Here is an 18,186-nt window from a genome sequence, read left to right on the forward strand (position 1 = left end):
GGGCTCGCTGCCGGCGGGCGCGGGGCGGCCGCTGCCGCGTACGGCGACGACGGCGCCGCCCGGGTCGACGCCGACGCGGGCGGTCCAGTGGCCGACGGGCTCGGACGCGCCGTCCACCGTGATCAGGATGCGGGCGGAGTCCCCCGGAGCAAGCGTGCCGGCGGTGCGGCTCGCGCGGAGCCAGGGGGCGTCGGAGGAGAGCCGCCAGTGCACCGGGGCCCCGCCGGAGGCGGTGAGGGTGAGCACGGTCGTGGCGCCGTCGGCGGAGGCGGCGACGGTGAGCCGGCCCGGGGCGCCCGGTCCGCCGGGGGCGGCGGGGGCGCCGGTGCTGATCACCTCGACGGAGACGGAGGGCGAGGGTCCGGCGAAGCCGGGGGCACCGGTGGTGCGGCCGGTCGCGCCGGCGTTCTCGTACGCGCGCATCGGGGCGCCGCCGGCCCGGCCCGGCGGGAGCTCCGCCTCGCCGGCCGAGATCCGCGTGGCGTCGGCGCCGGCGGGCTCGCCGGTGCCGGGGCCGCCGCGGTGGGCCGCCCACAGGGCGAGCACGGGAGCCGCGACGACGGTCGCGACGACGGTGGTGGTGACGGCTCGGGCGCGCAGCCGGTCGCGGCGGGCGGCCCGGTCGCGGGGGTCCACGGGGAAGCCGGTGCGGTCGAAGCGCGGGGCGGGCCGGCCGCGGCCCCGGCCGGCCCGCTGGAGCGCGGCGCGCACGGCGGTGCGGGGGGCCTGGACGAGCGGGAGGGCCGCCTCGACGCCGCAGGAGCCCGGCCAGGGGGAGGCGGCGTCGACGCGTTCGGCGAGGCGGCGGCAGCGCGGGCAGTCGTCGACGTGGCGGACGAGTTCGGCGCGCAGGGTGGTGGACAGCAGGAGCCGTCCGCCGCCGGTGAGCCGGGAGACGGAGGGGCACCCGCCGGTCTCGACGACGGCGAGGGCGGCGCGGGTGCGCTCCACCTCGCAGGCCGCCCCGGCCAGCAGTTCGCGGGCGCCGGCCTCGGGGGTGCCGAGGACCGCGGCGAGCTCGGGCACGCCGAGTCGGTGGCGGACGGCCAGTTCGAGGGCCTCGCGCTGCTCGGGCGTGGTGCCGGCGGCCTCCGGCCAGGCGAGCCGGGCCAGCTCGGTGCGCCGGTGCGCGGCAGTGTCCCGGGGGCGGTCGTCGGGAGCGCGGTGTGCTCCGGCGTGCTCCGGCGCACGCCTGGCGATGCGCGCCCCCCGCCGGGTGCCCTGCCGTTCCGCGAGGCGGCGCAGGCAGGCCCAGCGGGCCAGGGCGTAGAGCCAGGCGCGGCGGTCGCTCTCGTCGGGGCAGCGGCCGGGGTGCCGCTCGGCCACGGCCAGGACGTCGGCGAGGACGTCGGTGGCCGTGTCGTGGTCGCACAGGACGGACAGGCAGTAGGTGAACAGGCCGTCCAGGTACGGCTCGTGCCGGAAGGGGGGCGCCTGTTCTCCTTCGCACCCCTCCGGGGGCGTGCGCCCGTGCGCCCGTTGTGCGCCGGAGCGCCGGGCGGGGCTTTCCTGGTTGCTGCTGCTCACTCTGGCGAAGGTAGGCGGCAGCCCGCCGGGAGCCGTGAAGCCTTGAGCTGTTTTAGCCCTTACGGGTGACGAGATCGAACAGGCGCTGACCGCCCGCCTGACGCCGGGCTGTCGGCGCCTGCCGTTACGGTGGGCGGCATGGCTGCCCGTACATCCCGCTCGTCCGCGAAGGACCGGCCCTCCTACCGCTGCACCGAGTGCGGCTGGACCACCGCGAAGTGGCTCGGGCGCTGCCCCGAGTGCCAGGCGTGGGGCACCGTCGAGGAGATGGGGGCGGCCGCCGTGCGGACCACCGCGCCCGGCCGCGTCTCGACCGCCGCGCTGCCGATCGGGCAGGTCGACGGCAGGACGGCGACCGCCCGCGGCACGGGCGTCGACGAGCTGGACCGGGTGCTCGGCGGCGGCCTCGTCCCCGGCGCCGTCGTCCTGCTCGCCGGCGAGCCGGGCGTCGGCAAGTCGACGCTGCTGCTGGACGTGGCGGCCAAGGCCTCCGGCCCCTCCCACCGCACCCTGTACGTCACCGGGGAGGAGTCGGCGAGCCAGGTGCGGCTGCGGGCCGACCGCATCGGCGCGCTCAGCGACCACCTCTACCTCGCCGCCGAGACCGACCTGTCGGCCGTCCTCGGGCACATCGAGGCCGTGAACCCCTCGCTGCTCGTCCTCGACTCCGTCCAGACCGTCGCCTCCCCCGAGATCGACGGCGCGCCCGGCGGCATGGCCCAGGTCCGCGAGGTCGCCGGCGCCCTGATCCGCGCGTCCAAGGAGCGCGGCATGTCGACGCTGCTCGTCGGACACGTCACCAAGGACGGCGCCATCGCCGGCCCGCGGCTGCTGGAGCACCTGGTGGACGTCGTCCTCGGCTTCGAGGGCGACCGGCACGCCCGGCTGCGCCTGGTGCGCGGCGTGAAGAACCGGTACGGCGCCACCGACGAGGTCGGCTGCTTCGAACTGCACGACGAGGGCATCACCGGCCTCGCCGACCCCAGCGGGCTGTTCCTGACCCGCCGGGCGGAGGCCGTCCCCGGCACCTGCCTGACCGTGACCCTGGAGGGCAAGCGGCCGCTGGTCGCCGAGGTGCAGGCGCTGACCGTCGACTCGCAGATCCCCTCCCCGCGGCGGACCACCTCCGGGCTGGAGACCTCGCGCGTCTCGATGATGCTGGCGGTGCTGGAGCAGCGCGGCCGGATCACCGCGCTCGGCAAGCGCGACATCTACAGCGCCACCGTGGGCGGGGTGAAGCTGACCGAGCCGGCCGCCGACCTGGCCGTCGCCCTGGCGCTCGCCTCGGCCGCGAGCGACGTCCCCCTGCCGAAGAACCTCGTCGCCATCGGGGAGGTCGGCCTGGCCGGCGAGGTGCGCCGGGTCACCGGCGTGCAGCGGCGCCTCGCCGAGGCCCACCGGCTCGGGTTCACGCACGCGCTGGTGCCCGCCGACCCGGGGAAGGTGCCCGCCGGCATGAAGGTCACGGAAGTCGCGGACATGGGCGATGCGCTGCGTGTTCTGCCCCGCCGGCGCTCCCGCGACACGGCCCGCGAGACGGCCCGCGAATAGCCCCGGGAGGGCCTGCGGGCGGGCGTGTGCGGGGGTCCCCCGGGGCGCTCCTGGCGAAGCCACGGCGGGCGCGCAGCGGGCGCCGGTAGACTTTGTGCTGGTCCGCCCGGCCCTACGCAGGCGGCGCAAACCGCGACCGGAGGAGTGCAGTGGCAGCCAAGGACGGGGCAGCAGCATCCGGGAAGTCGGGCGCGAGCTCCAGGCAGGAGGCCATGATGCGTGCCTCCCTGAGCGCGGTCGCACCTGGCCAGCCCCTGCGCGACGGCCTGGAGAGGATCGTCCGCGGCAACACCGGCGGCCTGATCGTCCTCGGCATGGACAAGACCGTCGAGGCGATGTGCACGGGCGGTTTCGTCCTGGACGTGGAGTTCACCGCGACCCGGCTGCGGGAGCTGTGCAAGCTCGACGGCGCGCTCATCCTCGACAAGGACCTCACCAAGATCCTGCGGGCCGGCGTGCAGCTGGTCCCGGACGCGTCGATCCCGACGGAGGAGACCGGCACCCGGCACCGCACCGCGGACCGCGTCTCGAAGCAGTGCGGCTTCCCCGTCGTGTCCGTCTCGCAGTCGATGCGGCTGATCGCCCTGTACGTGAACGGGGAGCGCCGCGTCCTGGAGGAGTCGGGCGCGATCCTGTCCCGGGCCAACCAGGCGCTCGCCACGCTGGAGCGGTACAAGCTCCGGCTGGACGAGGTCGCGGGCACGCTGTCGGCGCTGGAGATCGAGGACCTGGTCACGGTGCGCGACGTCACGGCCGTCGCGCAGCGGCTGGAAATGGTCCGCCGGATCGCGACGGAGATCGCGGAGTACGTGGTCGAGCTGGGCACGGACGGGCGACTGCTGTCGCTCCAGCTGGACGAGCTCACGGTCGGGATCGAGCAGGAGCGCGAGCTCGTCATCCGGGACTACGTTCCGGAGCCGACGGCCAAGCGCTCGCGCACCGTCGAGGAGGCCCTGCCGGCCCTGGACGCGCTGACGCACCCGGAGCTGCTGGAGCTGGGCATCGTGGCGCGGGCGCTGGGGTACACGGGCTCGCCCGAGACGCTGGACTCGGCGGTGTCGCCCCGCGGCTACCGGCTGCTGGCGAAGGTGCCGCGGCTGCCGGGCGCGATCATCGAGCGGCTGGTGGAGCACTTCGGCGGGCTGCAGAAGCTGCTGGCGGCCGGCGTGGACGACCTGCAGGCCGTCGACGGGGTCGGCGAGGCCCGCGCCCGCAGCGTCCGCGAGGGGCTGTCCCGCCTGGCGGAGTCCTCGATCCTGGAACGCTACGTCTGACGGACGCCGCACCCGCCGGCGGCGGCTGCGGCGGCACGCTGCTCCCGGCGCCCGGCAAAACACCGCCGACCGCATTTCTGCCGGTTGATTTGCCTGGGGCCGCCCCCGTCCGCCGTGGTCGACTGGCTCTGCCGCAGGGGCGTCGCCCCGCGCCGGCGGACAACCCCGCCGCCGGCGCACTGCGCCCCGGCCCGTACCCCTCTGTGGCCCGGGGCGGAGATGCGGGGCAAGTCGAGCAGAGCGAAAGGCAAGAGCCAGCATGAAGCAGAAGATCACCTTGGTTGCCGGCGCCCTGGCCGTGGCCGGCGGTGTCGTCATCGCGGCCGCGGCCGCCGGACAGGCCTCCCCGGCGGACACCGGGCGGTCCGTTTCCACTCCCGCCCCGCGGGCGACCGTGGCCCTCGGCCACGAACCGTCCGCGTCCGACCCCGGCCTCGTCGCGCCGCTCGGCGAGTGGAGCGTGGGCCGGCGGACGCCGCGCGCCTGAGCCGTCTCGCGCGGCCCCTTCCCGATCCGCGCCGCCCGGCGCCGCGCCTCGCCCCCTCGCGATGCACGGCGCCGGGCGGCGCGGGCTCGGCCGGAAGGATCCGCGGAGGCCTACTCCGGCTTCAGCACGAACGAGGTCCGCGCCACCGGCAGTCCCGGGGCCTTGGCCTCCACCACGTAGGTGTCGGGGACGGCCGCGCCCTGCGGGGGCGTCTGGCACTGGTCGGCGGCGCTCGGCTTCCGGTCCCACTCGACGGTGTGCCTGGTCTCGCCCTGCGCCGGCACCCGGAAGAACGCGCTGACCGCGCCCTGCGGGCAGTCCGCCGAGGACCACACGGCCTTGCTGGTGCCCGCCTGGAGGATCGTCACGACGGCCTGCCTGGGGCCGAGGTCGACCTTGCAGGTGGATCCGGTGATGTTGCGGGCGATCAGCTCCAGGCGCGGCTTCTCGCCCGCCTCGTACTCGTTCTTGGCGCTCTTGACCTCCCACTGGAGGGCGCTCGTCGAGCACGTCGGCAGCGGGGAGTCCGCCGGCACCTGCGCCGCGGCCGCGCCGCCGGCCGCACCTGCGCCGCCGCCCGCGCCGGCCGCGGAGCCGGAGTCGGCTCCGGAGCCCGCGCCGCTCCCCGAACCGGAGCCCGGCTCGCCGTTCTTGGCCGTCCCGGCGCCCGACTCGGCCCGCCCGCCGGGGGCTTGGCTGATCGCCGGCCCCGTGCCGGAGGGTCCGGGCGTGATGGAAGCCGCCGGGTCGGGCCCGTCCTGGCCCTTGCCGTTCGTACTGGAGGTGCCGCCACCGGAACTGACGGCCCATACGGCGAGCAGCGCGATGAGCGCCACGACGGACGCCAGGACGGCCCTCCGTCGCCAGTAGATGGAGGAGGGGAGCGGCCCGACCGGATTGCGCATAGATCCCACGGAGGGAACTCTACGAGAATCCGGGGCCCGAACCGCGCCCCACATGCCGCACATCCGCACGGTTCTGCCGATGATCATCCTGGAGGCGGAGGACAATCAGCCAGGGGCGCCACGCGGGCGCCCGCGCCCGTTGAGTACGGTCGGTCACCATGGACACCTCGGACCTCTACCGCGACATCACCGACTCCGCCCGCTCGGCACCCGGTTGGGTGCAGACGGCGTTCGAAGTGTGGACCGAACTCGGGCTGCTGATATTCGGTTTCCTCTTCATAGCCGTGTGGTGGCGCGGCCGCGGGCAGCGCAGCCCGCGGGCGGTGGCCCTGGCGGTCCTGGCGCCCCTCGCCACCGCGTTCGCGTACGTGGTCTCCGAGACCGCGAAGGTCTTCGTCCAGGAGGAGCGGCCCTGCCGGGCCGTCGCCAACGCGGCCGCCTCGCTCTCCGCGTGCCCCGAGCCGGGCGACTGGTCCTTCCCCAGCAACCACTCCGCCATCGCGGGCGCCGCGGCCGTCGCCCTCGCCCTGGCGCTGCGCCGGCTGGTGCTGCTGACCCTGCCGATCGCGGCGCTGATGGCGTACTCGCGGGTCTTCGTCGGCGTGCACTACCCGCACGACGTGGCCGTGGGCCTGGTGGGCGGCGGGATCGTCGCCGCCCTCTTCGTCCTGGCGCTGACCGGGCCGGTGAGCCGGATCGCCGCCTCCATGCGGGCGAGCGGCAACCAGGCGGCCATGTGGTTCACCGGTCCGGGCTCCGCACGCCGGACCTGAAACATGCCAGGATGCGGTAGCCATGACTGCATCCCGGACGACCACCACCCCACCCGCCGACTCCCCCGGTGCCGCCGGCGCCCCGGCGACCCCCCACCCGCTGCACGCGCCGGTCATCGACTGGTTCGACGAGCACGCACGCGACCTGCCCTGGCGCCGTCCCGAGGCCGGCCCGTGGGGTGTCATGGTCAGCGAGTTCATGCTCCAGCAGACCCCCGTCAGCCGGGTCCTGCCCGTGTACGAGCAGTGGCTGGCCCGCTGGCCGCGCCCCGCCGACCTTGCCGCCGAGGCCCCCGGTGAGGCCGTGCGCGCCTGGGGGCGGCTCGGGTACCCGCGGCGCGCCCTGCGGCTGCACGGCGCGGCCGTGGCCATAACGGAGCGGCACGGCGGCGACGTGCCGCAGGACCACGCGCAGCTCCTGGCGCTGCCCGGGATCGGCGAGTACACGGCGGCCGCGGTGGCCTCGTTCGCGTACGGGCAGCGGCACGCCGTGCTCGACACCAACGTCCGCCGGGTCTTCGCCCGGGCCAGGACCGGCGTCGAGTACCCGCCGAACGCGACGACCGCGGCCGAGCGGCGCCTGGCCCGCGAGCTGCTGCCGCAGGACGAGGCGACCGCGGCCCGCTGGGCTGCGGCCTCCATGGAGCTCGGCGCCCTGGTGTGCACGGCCCGCAACCCCGACTGCGCCCGCTGCCCCGTGGCCGGGCAGTGCGCGTGGCGGCTGGCCGGCAAGCCCGCGCACGACGGGCCCCCGCGGCGCGGGCAGACGTACGCGGGGACGGACCGGCAGGTCCGCGGCAAGCTCCTCGCGGTGCTGCGGGACGCGGTCGGGCCGGTTCCGCAGGCGGTGCTGGACACGGTGTGGAACGAGCCCGTGCAGCGGGCCCGGGCGCTGGACGGGCTGGTGGCCGACGGACTGGTGGAGCCGCTGTCCGGCGGCATGTACCGGCTGCCGCAGCACCCCGCCTCCGACTGACTGATCCATTCCGCTTTTCCGGGGAAAGACCAGCTCACAGGCGTTGTTACACAACCTATGGGTGTCCGTGCGCCCACCGAAGGCTGGCCCGCACAGGCTCGTGACAACGCCTCCGTACCTTCGGGTCCATTGCAGCGGACGAGCGGTGCACGGAACGGAGGCGGTCGGAGATGGCGCACGGCGAGGTACTCGGCTTCGAGGAGTACGTACGCACCCGGCAGGACGCGCTGCTGCGCAGCGCCCGGCGCCTGGTCCCTGACCCCACCGACGCCCAGGACCTGCTCCAGACCGCCCTCGTGCGCACGTACGGCCGCTGGGACGGCATCGCCGACAAGACCCTGGCCGACGCCTACCTGCGCCGCGTCATGATCAACACCCGTACCGAGTGGTGGCGCGCCCGCAAGCTGGAGGAGGTGCCCACCGAGCAGCTCCCGGACGCCTCCGTCGAGGACGGCACCGAGCAGCGCGCCGACCGCGCCCTGCTGATGGACGTCCTCAAGGTGCTCGCCCCCAAGCAGCGCAGCGTCGTCGTGCTGCGACACTGGGAGCAGATGAGCACGGAGGAGACCGCTGCCGCGCTGGGCATGTCCACGGGTACTGTGAAGAGCACCCTGCACCGCGCACTGGCCCGGCTCCGGCAGGAGTTGGAGAGCCGGAACCTGGACATGCGCGCGCTGGAGCGCGGTGACCACCGCGGTGACCCCACCATCCGGTACGAGAGGCGTGAGCGGTGCGCGGCCTGAACGGCCAACTCCTGAGCGGCAGAGGGCCGCTGGTACTGATGTCGGCGGGGACGGTCGTCCTCGTCGGCACCGTGCTGTTCGCGGCCGGCTGCTCGGCCGCGGGGACGGGGCTGCGCGACGGCGGCCCGGCCCGCACGGAGACCGTCGCGAAGAGCGGCTCGCCGCCGGCCCCGGCGGGCACCGCGCCGAGTGCGCCGGGCGGGTCGGGGAAGCCGTACCAGAAGGTCGACCCGGTCGCCCTGCTGATGGCGGACCCCAAGGTCAACCCGCAGGTCAAGCGGGACCTCAAGCCCTGCACGGGCAAGGAGTACCCGGTCGACGTCAGCTACGGGAAGGTCACCGGCGGCCCGGCCGCCGACATCGTGGTGAACGTGCTGTCCTGCGCCGACGCCCTGGGCCGCGGCTCGTACGTGTACCGGGCCGAGGACGGCAGGTACGAGAATGTGTTCTCGGACGAGCAGCCGCCCGTCTACGCGGAGATCGACCGGGGCGACCTGGTCGTCACCAAGCCGGTGTACGGCAAGAGCGACCCGCTCGCCTACCCCTCCGGCGAGGACGTGGTGACCTACCGCTGGGACGGGGAGAGGTTCACCGAGCACGACCGCGTGCACACCGACTACAGCAACATCGACGGCGGGGCCCTGCCCGCCCCGGCGGTCAGCCCGAGGGGCTGAGGCGCCGCGCCGGCACCCGGGGGCGACCCGGCGCCGGCAGACCCAGGACCCGGGCCCGGGCGGCCCACCGACGAAGCGAAGATACCGAGGCGAGGCGTGCGCATGGCCGAGACCCATGTCCTGTTCGTGGAGGACGACGACGTCATCCGCGAGGCCACCACCCTGGCGCTGGAGCGCGACGGGTTCACGGTCACCGCCATGCCCGACGGCCTGTCGGGCCTGGAGTCCTTCCGGGCCCGCCGGCCCGACATCGCCCTCCTCGACGTGATGGTGCCCGGCATGGACGGCGTCAGCCTGTGCCGCCGCATCCGCGACGAGTCCACCGTCCCCGTGATCATGCTGTCGGCGCGGGCCGACTCCATCGACGTGGTCCTCGGCCTGGAGGCGGGCGCGGACGACTACGTCACCAAGCCGTTCGACGGCGCCGTCCTCGTCGCCCGGATCCGGGCCGTCCTGCGCCGCTTCGGGCACGCCGGCGGCCCGAACGGGTCCGGCGGGCCGGGCGACGGCGGCCCCGGGAACGGGATCCTCGTCTTCGGGGACCTGGAGGTCGACACCGAGGGCATGGAGGTCCGCAGGGCGGGCGCGCCGGTGGCGCTCACCCCGACCGAGATGCGGCTGCTGCTGGAGTTCTCCTCCGCACCCGGCACCGTGCTCTCCCGGGACCGGCTGCTGGAGCGGGTCTGGGACTACGACTGGGGCGGCGACACCCGGGTCGTCGACGTCCACGTGCAGCGCCTGCGCACCAAGATCGGGCAGGACCGGATCGAAACGGTCCGCGGCTTCGGATACAAGCTCAAGGGATGAGACGCTTCACCTTCCGCACGGGCATCCGCTGGAAGATCGCCTCGGCCATCGCCGCCGTCGCCGCGCTCGTCGTCGTCGCCCTGAGCCTCGTCGTGCACAGCGGCGCCCGGACCTCGATGCTCGACAGCGCCCGCGAGGTGCAGCTCGACCGCGTCCAGTTCATCGCCCGCAACGTCGAGGCCGGCCGCAAGCCGCCGATGGGCGCCAAGCTCAACGACCCGGACCTGCCGGCGGAGCTGCGGGAGAAGGCCAAGTCGGGCCGGCGGGGCACCTACATCCAGGAGTCCCGCAGGGGCCTGCCGGAGGTGTGGGCGGCGGTGCCGCTCGGCAACGGGCAGGTCCTCTCCCTGCACACCACCTTCAAGGACAGCGCCAAGCTGGTCCGCGACCTCGACCGGGCGCTGGTCGTCGGCTCGCTGACCGCCGTCGTCGCCGGCGCGGCCTTCGGCGTGCTCATCGGCGGGCAGATCTCCCGCCGGCTGCGGAAGGCCGCAGCCGCCGCGCAGCGCGTCGCCCACGGCGACCCCGACGTACGGGTCCGGGACGCCGTCGGCGGTGTCGTCCGCGACGAGACCGACGACCTGGCGCGCGCGGTCGACGCCATGGCGGACGCCCTCCAGCAGCGGCTGGAGGCCGAACGGCGGGTGACCGCGGACATCGCGCACGAGCTGCGGACCCCGGTGACGGGCCTGCTGACGGCGGCGGAGCTGCTGCCGCCGGGCCGGCCGACCGAGCTGGTCCTGGACCGGGCGCGGGCCATGCGGGCGCTCGTCGAGGACGTGCTGGAGGTGGCCCGGCTGGACAGCGCGTCGGAGCGGGCGGAACTCCAGGACCTGGCGCTGGGCGAGTTCGTCGGGCGCCGGGTGGCGGCGCAGATGCCGGAGGCGACCGTGCGCATCGTCGCGGACGAGATCGTCAGCACCGACCCGCGGCGCCTGGAGCGGATCCTCGGCAACCTGCTGGCGAACGCGGCCCGTTACGGGCGCCCGCCGGTCCAGGTGGACGTCGAGGGCCGGGTGGTCCGGGTCCGCGACCACGGCCCCGGCTTCCCCGAGGCGCTGCTGCGGGAGGGCCCGAGCCGCTTCCGCACGGGGTCGACGGACCGGGCCGGCGGGGGCCACGGGCTGGGGCTGACCATCGCGGAGGGGCAGGCGCGGGTGCTGGGCGCCCGGCTGACGTTCCGGAACGTGGCCGCCCCGGGCGGATCGGACCAGGAGGGCTCCGCCGCGGGCGCGGTGGCCGTCCTGTGGCTGCCGGAGCACGCACCGACGGCGACGGGCAGCTTCCCCATCGTCCGGCTGCCGGAGTGAGCGGACGCCTTGCGGGGGGATCGGGACCGGGTCGTACGCCTGTACGGCGGCGTGTTCTAGCATCCCTGGCATGACCGACGGCAAGAATCCCCCGAACACCCCGCAGCCCGAGCCCGCTCCGGGGAACGGCGGCTACGGGTTCCCGCCGGTCCCGCCGGCACCCGGCGGCGGCTACGGCTTCCCGCCCGGACAGCCCGCGGCGGGCGGAGGCTTCGGCCCGCCGCCGGGCGGGGCCGCCCCGCAGGGCGGATACGGCTTCCCGCAGCCGGGCGCCCCCAACCCGTACCGGCAGGACGGCCCCGGCGCGCCGGCCGGACCGGGAGCACCGGCGGCGCCCGGCGGGCCGTTCCCGCAGAACCCGAACGTGCCGCCCGCGCAGTGGCCGCCGGCCGGGCCGCCCGCCCAGGACGCCCCGGCGCCGGCGCCGTTCTTCCCCCAGCAGTCCGAGCAGCCCGACTGGGAGGCGCTGGCCGACCGCACGGCGGCCGAGCGGCGCAAGAAGAGGACGTGGGGGATCGTCGGCGGCGCGACCGTGCTGGCGCTGCTCGCGGGCGGCGGCGCGTTCTGGCTGCTCGGCGGGGACGGCGGCGGGGAGCAGCCGCAGGCGGCGGACGACCAGCCGGCGGCTTCCGAGTCGGCCTCGCCCTCGCCGAGCGGCTCGAAGAGCAAGAAGCCGGTGGACAACAGCCCGACCGTCAAGGACGACCCGACGCAGATCCGGGACCGCGCCGGGAAGGCGCCGCTGAAGATGGGGCCCGACGCGGGCGTCTTCCCGATCGACAAGCGCTTCGAGATCCGCACCAAGGGCGGCGAGAACTCCTACGCCGAGTCCGAGAAGCGGGTCGTCGACACGTCCAAGAGCTTCACCGTCTCGGCCCGCGTCTGGGTCCGCTCCGACAAGGGCCGGCAGATCGCGGTCAGCCAGGGCAACGAGAAGTCGTCGTCGTTCGCGCTGGGCCTGGACCAGGTGAACGGGAAGCCGGCCTGGGTGTTCCGGGTGCAGACCGGCGATCAGGGCGCGGACGCCACGACGGTCGTCGTCAGCGGCACGAGCCCGAAGATGGAGAAGACCTTCGCCGAGCTGACCGCGACCTACGACGCCGAGCGCAAGCAGATCGCCCTGTACGTGAACGGGAAGAAGGCCGGCGAGGCGGCGGTTCCCGGCGTCCACGACGCGAAGGGGCCGCTCCAGCTGGCGCGCGCCCGGCACGAGGACAAGTGGACGGCCGCGTGGAACGGGGCCATGGACAGCATCCAGACCTACGACAAGGCGCTGTCCGCGGCGCAGATCGACACGCTGAAGCCGGGCAAGGCCAATGCGTCGGTCGAGCCGACCGGGGCCTGGCTGCTCTACTGAGCCCGCCCGGCGGGGGATCCCCGCCGGGCCTGCCGTGCCCTTGGGAGGGGCTCCGGGTCAGAGGGTGACGCCGGCGGCGCGCAGGAAGGCGACCGGGTTGACCGAGGAGCCGTAGTTGGGGGTGGTCCGGATCTCGAAGTGGAGGTGCGGGCCGGTGGAGTTGCCGGTGTTGCCGGAGAGGGCGATCTGCTTGCCCTTCGCGACCTTCTGGCCGACCTTCACCTGGATCTTGGACAGGTGCGCGTACTGCGAGTAGGTGCCGCCCGCGTGCTTGACCACGACGGCGTTGCCGTAGGCCGGGCCGTCGCCGCCGCCGTTGGGGCCGGCCTTGACGACGACGCCGGCGGAGACGGACTTGACCGGAGTGCCCACCGGGACGGCGAAGTCCTGGCCGGAGTGCTTGCGCGACCACAGGTTGCCGCCCTTGCCGTACGTGGCGCTGAGCGTGTAGGTGGAGAGCGGCTTCTGCCAGGCGCCGGCCTTGGCGGCGGCGGAGGCCTGGGCGGACGCCTGCGCGGCGACCAGCTCGGCGGTGGCGGTCAGGCTGGTGGGGGCCTCGTCGGCGAACGCGGAGCCGGTCCCGGCGCCCAGGGCCAGGGCCGCACCGATGGCGGTTGCGCCGATGGCGAGACGGGTACGGGGGGTGGTGACGCGCTTCGCGGACATGAAGGACCTCCGGGGCCGGGGACAGGGGCAGTCAGGCATCAGGCGGCCCGGCACGCTGTGCGACCGGGTGCCGGGCTTGCCCCTCATTGGTAACCCGCGTCCCGCGCCATCCCCAAACGTCCCTTTTACTACTCCGGCTCGTAGCCGGGGGCGGTGTGACGCAGGCCGTAGACCCCCCGCTGCCAGCACTGATGACAGGGGCAGGTAGGGGGCAAATCGGACACTGGATCTACGAAAGGTCATAGGACGTCCGTTTTGCCCTGTGCCCCTTGTCACCGGCCGGAGGCCCTGCGGGGCCCCGCGGGAGCGGGTCCCGCGGCCCGGGGGGCATCCCCGGAGGCGCCGCCCCGCCCCGCGGGAGCGGGTCCCGCGGCCCGGGGGGCATCCGCGGAGACGCCGCCCGCGCAAAGGGGCGGCCCCGGAACCGAGTGGTTCCGGGGCCGCCCCTGGTGCGTCAGGCCGCCTGTGCGGGCCGCGCGGTCACGCGCCCTTGCTCAGGTCCGGGCCGGAGCCCGTCGCCTCGATCGGGGGGAGGTCCGGCAGGGCCGACTTCTCCTCGCCGCGGAAGGTGAACTTGGCGTCCTCGCCCTCACCCTCCTTGCCGACGACCACGATGTGGCCGGGGCGCAGCTCGCCGAAGAGGATCTTCTCCGACAGGATGTCCTCGATCTCGCGCTGGATGGTCCGGCGCAGCGGGCGGGCGCCCAGGATCGGGTCGTAGCCGCGCTTGGCGAGCAGGAGCTTCGCGTCGCCGCTCAGCTCGATGCCCATGTCGCGGTCCTTCAGGCGCTCGTCCACCTTGGCGATCATGAGGTCGACGATCTGGATGATGTCTTCCTGCGACAGCTGGTGGAAGACCACCGTGTCGTCGACACGGTTCAGGAACTCGGGGCGGAAGTGCTGCTTCAGCTCCTCGTTGACCTTGGCCTTCATGCGGTCGTAACCGCTCTTGACGTCGCCCTGGGCGGCGAAGCCCAGGTTGAAGCCCTTCGAGATGTCCCGGGTGCCCAGGTTGGTGGTCATGATGATGACCGTGTTCTTGAAGTCCACGACCCGGCCCTGGGAGTCGGTCAGGCGACCGTCCTCCAGGATCTGGAGAAGGGAATTGAAGATATCCGGGTGGGCCTTCTCGACCTCGTCGAAGAGGACGACGGAGAACGGCTTGCGGCGCACCTTCTCGGTGAGCTGGCCGCCCTCTTCGTAGCCCACGTAGCCGGGGGGCGAACCGAAGAGGCGGGAAACCGTGTGCTTCTCGCTGAACTCCGACATGTCGAGGGAGATCAGCGCGTCCTCGTCGCCGAAGAGGAATTCGGCGAGCGTCTTCGACAGCTCGGTCTTACCGACGCCGGACGGGCCGGCGAAGATGAACGAGCCGCCGGGGCGCTTCGGGTCCTTCAGACCCGCGCGGGTGCGGCGGATCGCCTGGGAGAGCGCCTTGATGGCGTCCTTCTGCCCGATGACGCGCTTGTGGAGCTCGTCCTCCATGCGCAGCAGGCGCGAGGACTCCTCCTCGGTCAGCTTGAAGACGGGAATGCCGGTCGCGGTCGCGAGGACCTCGGCGATGAGCTCGCCGTCGACCTCGGCGACGACGTCCATGTCGCCGGCCTTCCACTCCTTCTCGCGCTTGGCCTTCGCGGCGAGGAGCTGCTTCTCCTTGTCGCGGAGGGAGGCCGCCTTCTCGAAGTCCTGCGAGTCGATCGCCGACTCCTTGTCCCGGCGGACGCCCGCGATCTTCTCGTCGAACTCGCGGAGGTCCGGCGGCGCGGTCATCCGGCGGATGCGCATCCGGGAGCCGGCCTCGTCGATCAGGTCGATCGCCTTGTCCGGCAGGAAGCGGTCCGAGATGTACCGGTCGGCCAGGGTGGCCGCCTGCACGAGGGCCTCGTCCGTGATGGAGACGCGGTGGTGGGCCTCGTAGCGGTCGCGCAGGCCCTTGAGGATCTCGATGGTGTGCGGGAGCGAGGGCTCCGCCACCTGGATCGGCTGGAAGCGGCGCTCCAGGGCCGCGTCCTTCTCCAGGTGCTTGCGGTACTCGTCCAGCGTGGTGGCACCGATGGTCTGGAGCTCGCCGCGGGCCAGCATGGGCTTGAGGATGCTGGCGGCGTCGATCGCGCCCTCGGCGGCGCCCGCACCGACGAGGGTGTGGAGCTCGTCGATGAACAGGATGATGTCGCCGCGGGTGCGGATCTCCTTGAGGACCTTCTTCAGGCGCTCCTCGAAGTCACCGCGGTAGCGGGAGCCCGCGACCAGGGCGCCCAGGTCCAGGGTGTAGAGGTGCTTGTCCTTGAGGGTCTCGGGCACCTCGCCCTTGACGATGGCCTGGGCCAGGCCCTCGACCACGGCGGTCTTGCCGACGCCGGGCTCGCCGATGAGGACCGGGTTGTTCTTGGTGCGGCGGGACAGCACCTGCATGACCCGCTCGATCTCCTTCTCGCGCCCGATGACCGGGTCGAGCTTGGACTCGCGGGCCGCCTGGGTGAGGTTGCGGCCGAACTGGTCCAGGACGAGCGAGGTCGAGGGGGTGCCCTCGGCCGGGCCGCCTGCGGTGGCCGACTCCTTGCCTCCGCCGGAGTAGCCCGAGAGCAGCTGGATGACCTGCTGACGGACCCGGTTGAGATCGGCGCCCAGCTTCACCAGGACCTGGGCGGCGACGCCCTCGCCCTCGCGGATCAGGCCGAGCAGGATGTGCTCGGTGCCGATGTAGTTGTGGCCGAGCTGGAGGGCCTCTCGGAGCGAAAGCTCCAGGACCTTCTTCGCCCGCGGGGTGAAGGGGATGTGCCCGGACGGGGCCTGCTGGCCCTGGCCGATGATCTCCTCAACCTGCTGGCGAACAGCCTCGAGCGAAATCCCGAGGCTCTCCAGGGCCTTAGCGGCGACACCCTCACCCTCGTGGATCAAGCCCAGGAGGATGTGCTCGGTGCCGATGTAGTTGTGGTTGAGCATCCGGGCTTCTTCCTGAGCCAGGACGACAACCCGCCGCGCGCGGTCGGTGAACCTCTCGAACATCGTTTATCGCTCCTCAGAGCGGTCGGGCAGTTCGGGGTCGGTCCCCGCCCTGTCCTTCCGCATGCTAGTCCCGCGGGGCGGGACAGCTCATTCCAACTGCCGACATCCGTCCGCGGCTCACCCCCGTGTCCGTGGGGAAAACCGGCTCCAACAGCCGACAACTGCTCCAACCCGATGGTGCGAGACGATGTTCCCGCAGGCCAGGCAGATACCCGTCACACGTGTACGCCGATGGCGAACGGAACCGCTCAAATCAGCGTGTCGCCCCGATCCACTAGGAATGTCTTACCCGTGCACACTGACACTCCATGCCCGCGGCACCGCATCCCTCCGCTACGGGCGAACACGATTCCGTCCCGAATGCGGGACTCCGCCGGCGGGGAGCTTTACGTTCCGCACCTGTCGGGAAGCCCAGCGTAACCCGGCGGGGCCCCCGGAGTTGCTCCGGGCATGGCCTTCACCGTTCCGCAGCCCCGCTCCGCCCCCGAGGCCGGATTCGCCTCCTGGTACCAGGACGTCCTCGGCTGGCCCGTGGTGGGCGGCCCGCCCGGCACGCTGCCCACCGGGGTCCGGTTCGACGCCTTGGAGCTGCCGTCCGATGCGGGGGCGGAGCTGCTGCGGCGGACCGTTCCGACGGGGCCCGTCGCCCTGGAGGGCGGCCGGATGCGGTTCCTGCTCGCCGCGGGGAGCGCGGACGAGCTGGACGGGCTGCTGGACTGGCTGGAGTGGGGCGGGGTCGCCCTGGACCTCACCGCCCTGGGTGAGGGCGGTGCCTTCACCGCCCCGGTCCCGCCGGGGCGGTGGCCGCGGGGAAGCCGCCGGGGGGCCGCCGTGTGGCTGCGGCCCCCCGGACCGGGGTGCGAGGCCCTGCTGCCTGCCGCGCCCGGACCCGGGCGGGGCGGCGGGGCCGCGGACCGGCCCGATCTCGTGCGCCTGGTCGCCGCGGCGGCGACGGAGTGCCACCGGGCGCGGCTGCGGCGGCGCACGCCGCTGCGGGGTCAGCCCTTGGCGTTCTCGTAGGCCTCGCGGATCTCGGCCGGGACCCGCCCGCGGTCGTTGACGTTCATCCCCTGCGCCTTGGCCCACGCGCGGATCTCGGCGGTGTCCGGGTGGCCGGAGCCGGAGGCGGCGCGGCCCTTGGCGCGGCCGGCGGCGGCGCGGCCGCCGGTGCGGCGCCCGCTCTTGGTGTACGGCTCGAGCAGACCACGGAGCTTTTCCGCGTTGGCGGTGGTGAGGTCGATCTCGTAGGTCTTGCCATCCAGAGCGAACGTCACGGTCTCGTCCGCCTCGCCACCGTCGAGGTCGTCGACAAGAAGGACCTGAACCTTCTGTGCCACCGGATTTCCTTTCATCGAAAAGCAGTACGCGGAAAGGAAACCGCTTTTCCCGGGAAAACACAAACCCCCCGGGAGAGGTTCAGGACCGCAACGGGGAGGGAAACGTGCGCGATTCGGACATAGGCCACAGGTGCGCGGAGCCCGGGAAAAGCCGCCGTGATCGATCAGAGACGCAGAAGCATGCGGCTGTTGCCCAACGTGTTCGGCTTCACCCGTTCGAGACCAAGGAACTCGGCGACGCCCTCGTCATAGGAACGGAGGAGCTCCATGTAGACATCGGTCTCGACCGGGGTCTCCCCGATCTCGACGAAGCCGTGCTTCGCGAAGAAGTCCACTTCGAAGGTGAGGCAGAAAACCCGGCTGACGCCGAGGGCGCGGGCGGTCTCCAACAACTGCACGAGCAGGCGGTGGCCGACACCGCCCCCCTTCACCTCGCGGTCGACGGCGAGAGTGCGTACTTCGGCGAGGTCCTCCCACATGACGTGGAGAGCGCCGCAGCCGACGACCAGGCCGTCGGAGTCGCGTTCCGCGACCCAGAACTCCTGGATGTCCTCGTAAAGGACGACGGGGGCTTTGTCGAGGAGGATCCGCTGGTGCACGTACTGGTCCAGCAGCCGGCGCAGTGAGCGGACATCACGGGTACGGGCACGGCGGATCGTCACCGTTTCTGCGGGGGCAGCGGAAATCTCGGCCATGGCCGGACGCTATCGCCCCGGTGCCGGGGCCTGCCCGGCGGAGCCCTCCGCGGGCGGCGGCTCCTGCGGGGGCGGCTCCTGCGGGGGCGGCTCCTGCG

General features: G+C 73.7%; 17 protein-coding genes. 11 read left to right on the forward strand and 6 right to left on the reverse strand.

The genetic code is table 11. From position 1 onward, the window contains the following. Window positions 1–1,527, reverse strand: a 1,527-nt coding sequence (locus EF903_RS13525; protein WP_125543466.1) for a BACON domain-containing protein, incomplete at its 3' end; no start/stop codon positions are given. 138 nt (window positions 1,528–1,665) lie between these two features. Between EF903_RS13525 and radA the strand changes: the two genes are divergently transcribed. The 3 genes from radA to EF903_RS13540 all read left to right on the forward strand — a co-directional run bounded on the left by radA (window position 1,666) and on the right by EF903_RS13540 (window position 4,839). After that, on the forward strand, window positions 1,666–3,078 hold the full coding sequence (radA, locus tag EF903_RS13530; RefSeq protein ID WP_125543467.1) for a DNA repair protein RadA: 1,413 nt from the start codon (window positions 1,666–1,668) through the stop codon (window positions 3,076–3,078). A 149-nt stretch (window positions 3,079–3,227) separates the two neighbouring features. Then, window positions 3,228–4,352 (forward strand): DNA integrity scanning diadenylate cyclase DisA, encoded by a 1,125-nt coding sequence (disA, locus tag EF903_RS13535; RefSeq protein WP_125543468.1) that lies wholly within the window; start codon window positions 3,228–3,230, stop codon window positions 4,350–4,352. A 259-nt stretch (window positions 4,353–4,611) separates the two neighbouring features. Then, window positions 4,612–4,839 carry a hypothetical protein gene (locus EF903_RS13540; protein ID WP_125543469.1) on the forward strand — a complete coding sequence of 76 codons (228 nt, stop codon included), beginning with the start codon at window positions 4,612–4,614 and terminating at the stop codon, window positions 4,837–4,839. Between the two features lie 110 nt (window positions 4,840–4,949). On the opposite strand, the gene EF903_RS13545 is transcribed toward EF903_RS13540, so the two are convergent. Further along, entirely contained in the window at window positions 4,950–5,744 is a 795-nt protein-coding gene (locus EF903_RS13545; RefSeq protein ID WP_312845921.1) for a hypothetical protein, read from the reverse strand. 158 nt (window positions 5,745–5,902) lie between these two features. On the opposite strand from EF903_RS13545, the gene EF903_RS13550 reads away from it, so the two are divergent. The 7 genes from EF903_RS13550 to EF903_RS13580 all read left to right on the forward strand — a co-directional run bounded on the left by EF903_RS13550 (window position 5,903) and on the right by EF903_RS13580 (window position 12,384). After that, the gene (locus tag EF903_RS13550; RefSeq protein WP_125543471.1) at window positions 5,903–6,517 is read left to right on the forward strand and encodes a phosphatase PAP2 family protein; all 615 of its coding nucleotides are present in this window, start codon (window positions 5,903–5,905) and stop codon (window positions 6,515–6,517) included. A gap of 22 nt (window positions 6,518–6,539) precedes the next feature. Further along, window positions 6,540–7,493 (forward strand): A/G-specific adenine glycosylase, encoded by a 954-nt coding sequence (locus EF903_RS13555; protein ID WP_125543472.1) that lies wholly within the window; start codon window positions 6,540–6,542, stop codon window positions 7,491–7,493. Between the two features lie 170 nt (window positions 7,494–7,663). Continuing rightward, window positions 7,664–8,236, forward strand: a complete 573-nt coding sequence (locus EF903_RS13560) for a SigE family RNA polymerase sigma factor (RefSeq protein WP_125543473.1) — start codon at window positions 7,664–7,666, stop codon at window positions 8,234–8,236. Between the two features lie 38 nt (window positions 8,237–8,274). Further along, on the forward strand, window positions 8,275–8,910 hold the full coding sequence (locus EF903_RS13565; protein ID WP_125543480.1) for a hypothetical protein: 636 nt from the start codon (window positions 8,275–8,277) through the stop codon (window positions 8,908–8,910). Window positions 8,911–9,012: 102 nt separating this feature from the next. Beyond that, complete coding sequence (gene cseB / locus EF903_RS13570; RefSeq protein WP_125543474.1) at window positions 9,013–9,717, forward strand: two-component system response regulator CseB; 705 nt, start codon at window positions 9,013–9,015, stop codon at window positions 9,715–9,717. Then, entirely contained in the window at window positions 9,714–11,027 is a 1,314-nt protein-coding gene (gene cseC, locus EF903_RS13575) for a two-component system sensor histidine kinase CseC (protein WP_114053581.1), read from the forward strand. Before cseB ends, cseC begins: the two co-directional genes overlap by 4 nt. A gap of 70 nt (window positions 11,028–11,097) precedes the next feature. Continuing rightward, window positions 11,098–12,384, forward strand: a complete 1,287-nt coding sequence (locus EF903_RS13580) for a LamG domain-containing protein (protein WP_125543475.1) — start codon at window positions 11,098–11,100, stop codon at window positions 12,382–12,384. A gap of 57 nt (window positions 12,385–12,441) precedes the next feature. Here the strand turns inward: EF903_RS13580 and EF903_RS13585 are convergent, their stop codons facing one another. Together EF903_RS13585 and EF903_RS13590 are read right to left on the reverse strand one after the other, a co-directional pair. Further along, a complete protein-coding gene (locus tag EF903_RS13585; protein WP_125543476.1) occupies window positions 12,442–13,050 on the reverse strand; it encodes a M23 family metallopeptidase in 609 nt (202 codons plus the stop codon). 480 nt (window positions 13,051–13,530) lie between these two features. Beyond that, window positions 13,531–16,056 (reverse strand): ATP-dependent Clp protease ATP-binding subunit, encoded by a 2,526-nt coding sequence (locus tag EF903_RS13590; RefSeq protein ID WP_125543477.1) that lies wholly within the window; start codon window positions 16,054–16,056, stop codon window positions 13,531–13,533. A 450-nt stretch (window positions 16,057–16,506) separates the two neighbouring features. Between EF903_RS13590 and EF903_RS13600 the strand changes: the two genes are divergently transcribed. Continuing rightward, a complete protein-coding gene (locus EF903_RS13600) occupies window positions 16,507–17,076 on the forward strand; it encodes an SCO3374 family protein (RefSeq protein ID WP_125543478.1) in 570 nt (189 codons plus the stop codon). Here EF903_RS13600 and EF903_RS13605 read toward each other — a convergent pair. Together EF903_RS13605 and EF903_RS13610 are read right to left on the reverse strand one after the other, a co-directional pair. Further along, window positions 17,055–17,393 carry an Lsr2 family protein gene (locus EF903_RS13605; protein WP_114053576.1) on the reverse strand — a complete coding sequence of 113 codons (339 nt, stop codon included), beginning with the start codon at window positions 17,391–17,393 and terminating at the stop codon, window positions 17,055–17,057. The two genes, EF903_RS13600 and EF903_RS13605, sit on opposite strands and share 22 nt — an antisense overlap. Window positions 17,394–17,557: 164 nt before the next feature. Beyond that, complete coding sequence (locus EF903_RS13610; RefSeq protein ID WP_125543479.1) at window positions 17,558–18,088, reverse strand: amino-acid N-acetyltransferase; 531 nt, start codon at window positions 18,086–18,088, stop codon at window positions 17,558–17,560. Window positions 18,089–18,186 lie beyond the last annotated feature (98 nt).

Source organism: Streptomyces sp. WAC05292 (genome assembly GCF_003949955.1).
Taxonomy (GTDB): domain Bacteria; phylum Actinomycetota; class Actinomycetes; order Streptomycetales; family Streptomycetaceae; genus Streptomyces; species Streptomyces globosus.

Excerpts from the sequence above, each read along its gene's own strand:
- EF903_RS13580 (WP_125543475.1), top strand. The coding sequence starts at position 11,098 with ATGACCGACGGCAAGAATCCCCCGAACACCCCGCAGCCCGAGCCCGCT.
- cseC (WP_114053581.1), top strand. The coding sequence starts at position 9,714 with ATGAGACGCTTCACCTTCCGCACGGGCATCCGCTGGAAGATCGCCTCG.
- EF903_RS13565 (WP_125543480.1), top strand. The coding sequence starts at position 8,275 with ATGTCGGCGGGGACGGTCGTCCTCGTCGGCACCGTGCTGTTCGCGGCC.
- EF903_RS13610 (WP_125543479.1), bottom strand. The coding sequence starts at position 18,088 with ATGGCCGAGATTTCCGCTGCCCCCGCAGAAACGGTGACGATCCGCCGT.
- EF903_RS13560 (WP_125543473.1), top strand. The coding sequence starts at position 7,664 with ATGGCGCACGGCGAGGTACTCGGCTTCGAGGAGTACGTACGCACCCGG.
- EF903_RS13555 (WP_125543472.1), top strand. The coding sequence starts at position 6,540 with ATGACTGCATCCCGGACGACCACCACCCCACCCGCCGACTCCCCCGGT.
- radA (WP_125543467.1), top strand. The coding sequence starts at position 1,666 with ATGGCTGCCCGTACATCCCGCTCGTCCGCGAAGGACCGGCCCTCCTAC.
- EF903_RS13545 (WP_312845921.1), bottom strand. The coding sequence starts at position 5,744 with ATGCGCAATCCGGTCGGGCCGCTCCCCTCCTCCATCTACTGGCGACGG.
- EF903_RS13550 (WP_125543471.1), top strand. The coding sequence starts at position 5,903 with ATGGACACCTCGGACCTCTACCGCGACATCACCGACTCCGCCCGCTCG.
- EF903_RS13540 (WP_125543469.1), top strand. The coding sequence starts at position 4,612 with ATGAAGCAGAAGATCACCTTGGTTGCCGGCGCCCTGGCCGTGGCCGGC.
- EF903_RS13600 (WP_125543478.1), top strand. The coding sequence starts at position 16,507 with ATGGCCTTCACCGTTCCGCAGCCCCGCTCCGCCCCCGAGGCCGGATTC.
- cseB (WP_125543474.1), top strand. The coding sequence starts at position 9,013 with ATGGCCGAGACCCATGTCCTGTTCGTGGAGGACGACGACGTCATCCGC.
- EF903_RS13590 (WP_125543477.1), bottom strand. The coding sequence starts at position 16,056 with ATGTTCGAGAGGTTCACCGACCGCGCGCGGCGGGTTGTCGTCCTGGCT.
- EF903_RS13585 (WP_125543476.1), bottom strand. The coding sequence starts at position 13,050 with ATGTCCGCGAAGCGCGTCACCACCCCCCGTACCCGTCTCGCCATCGGC.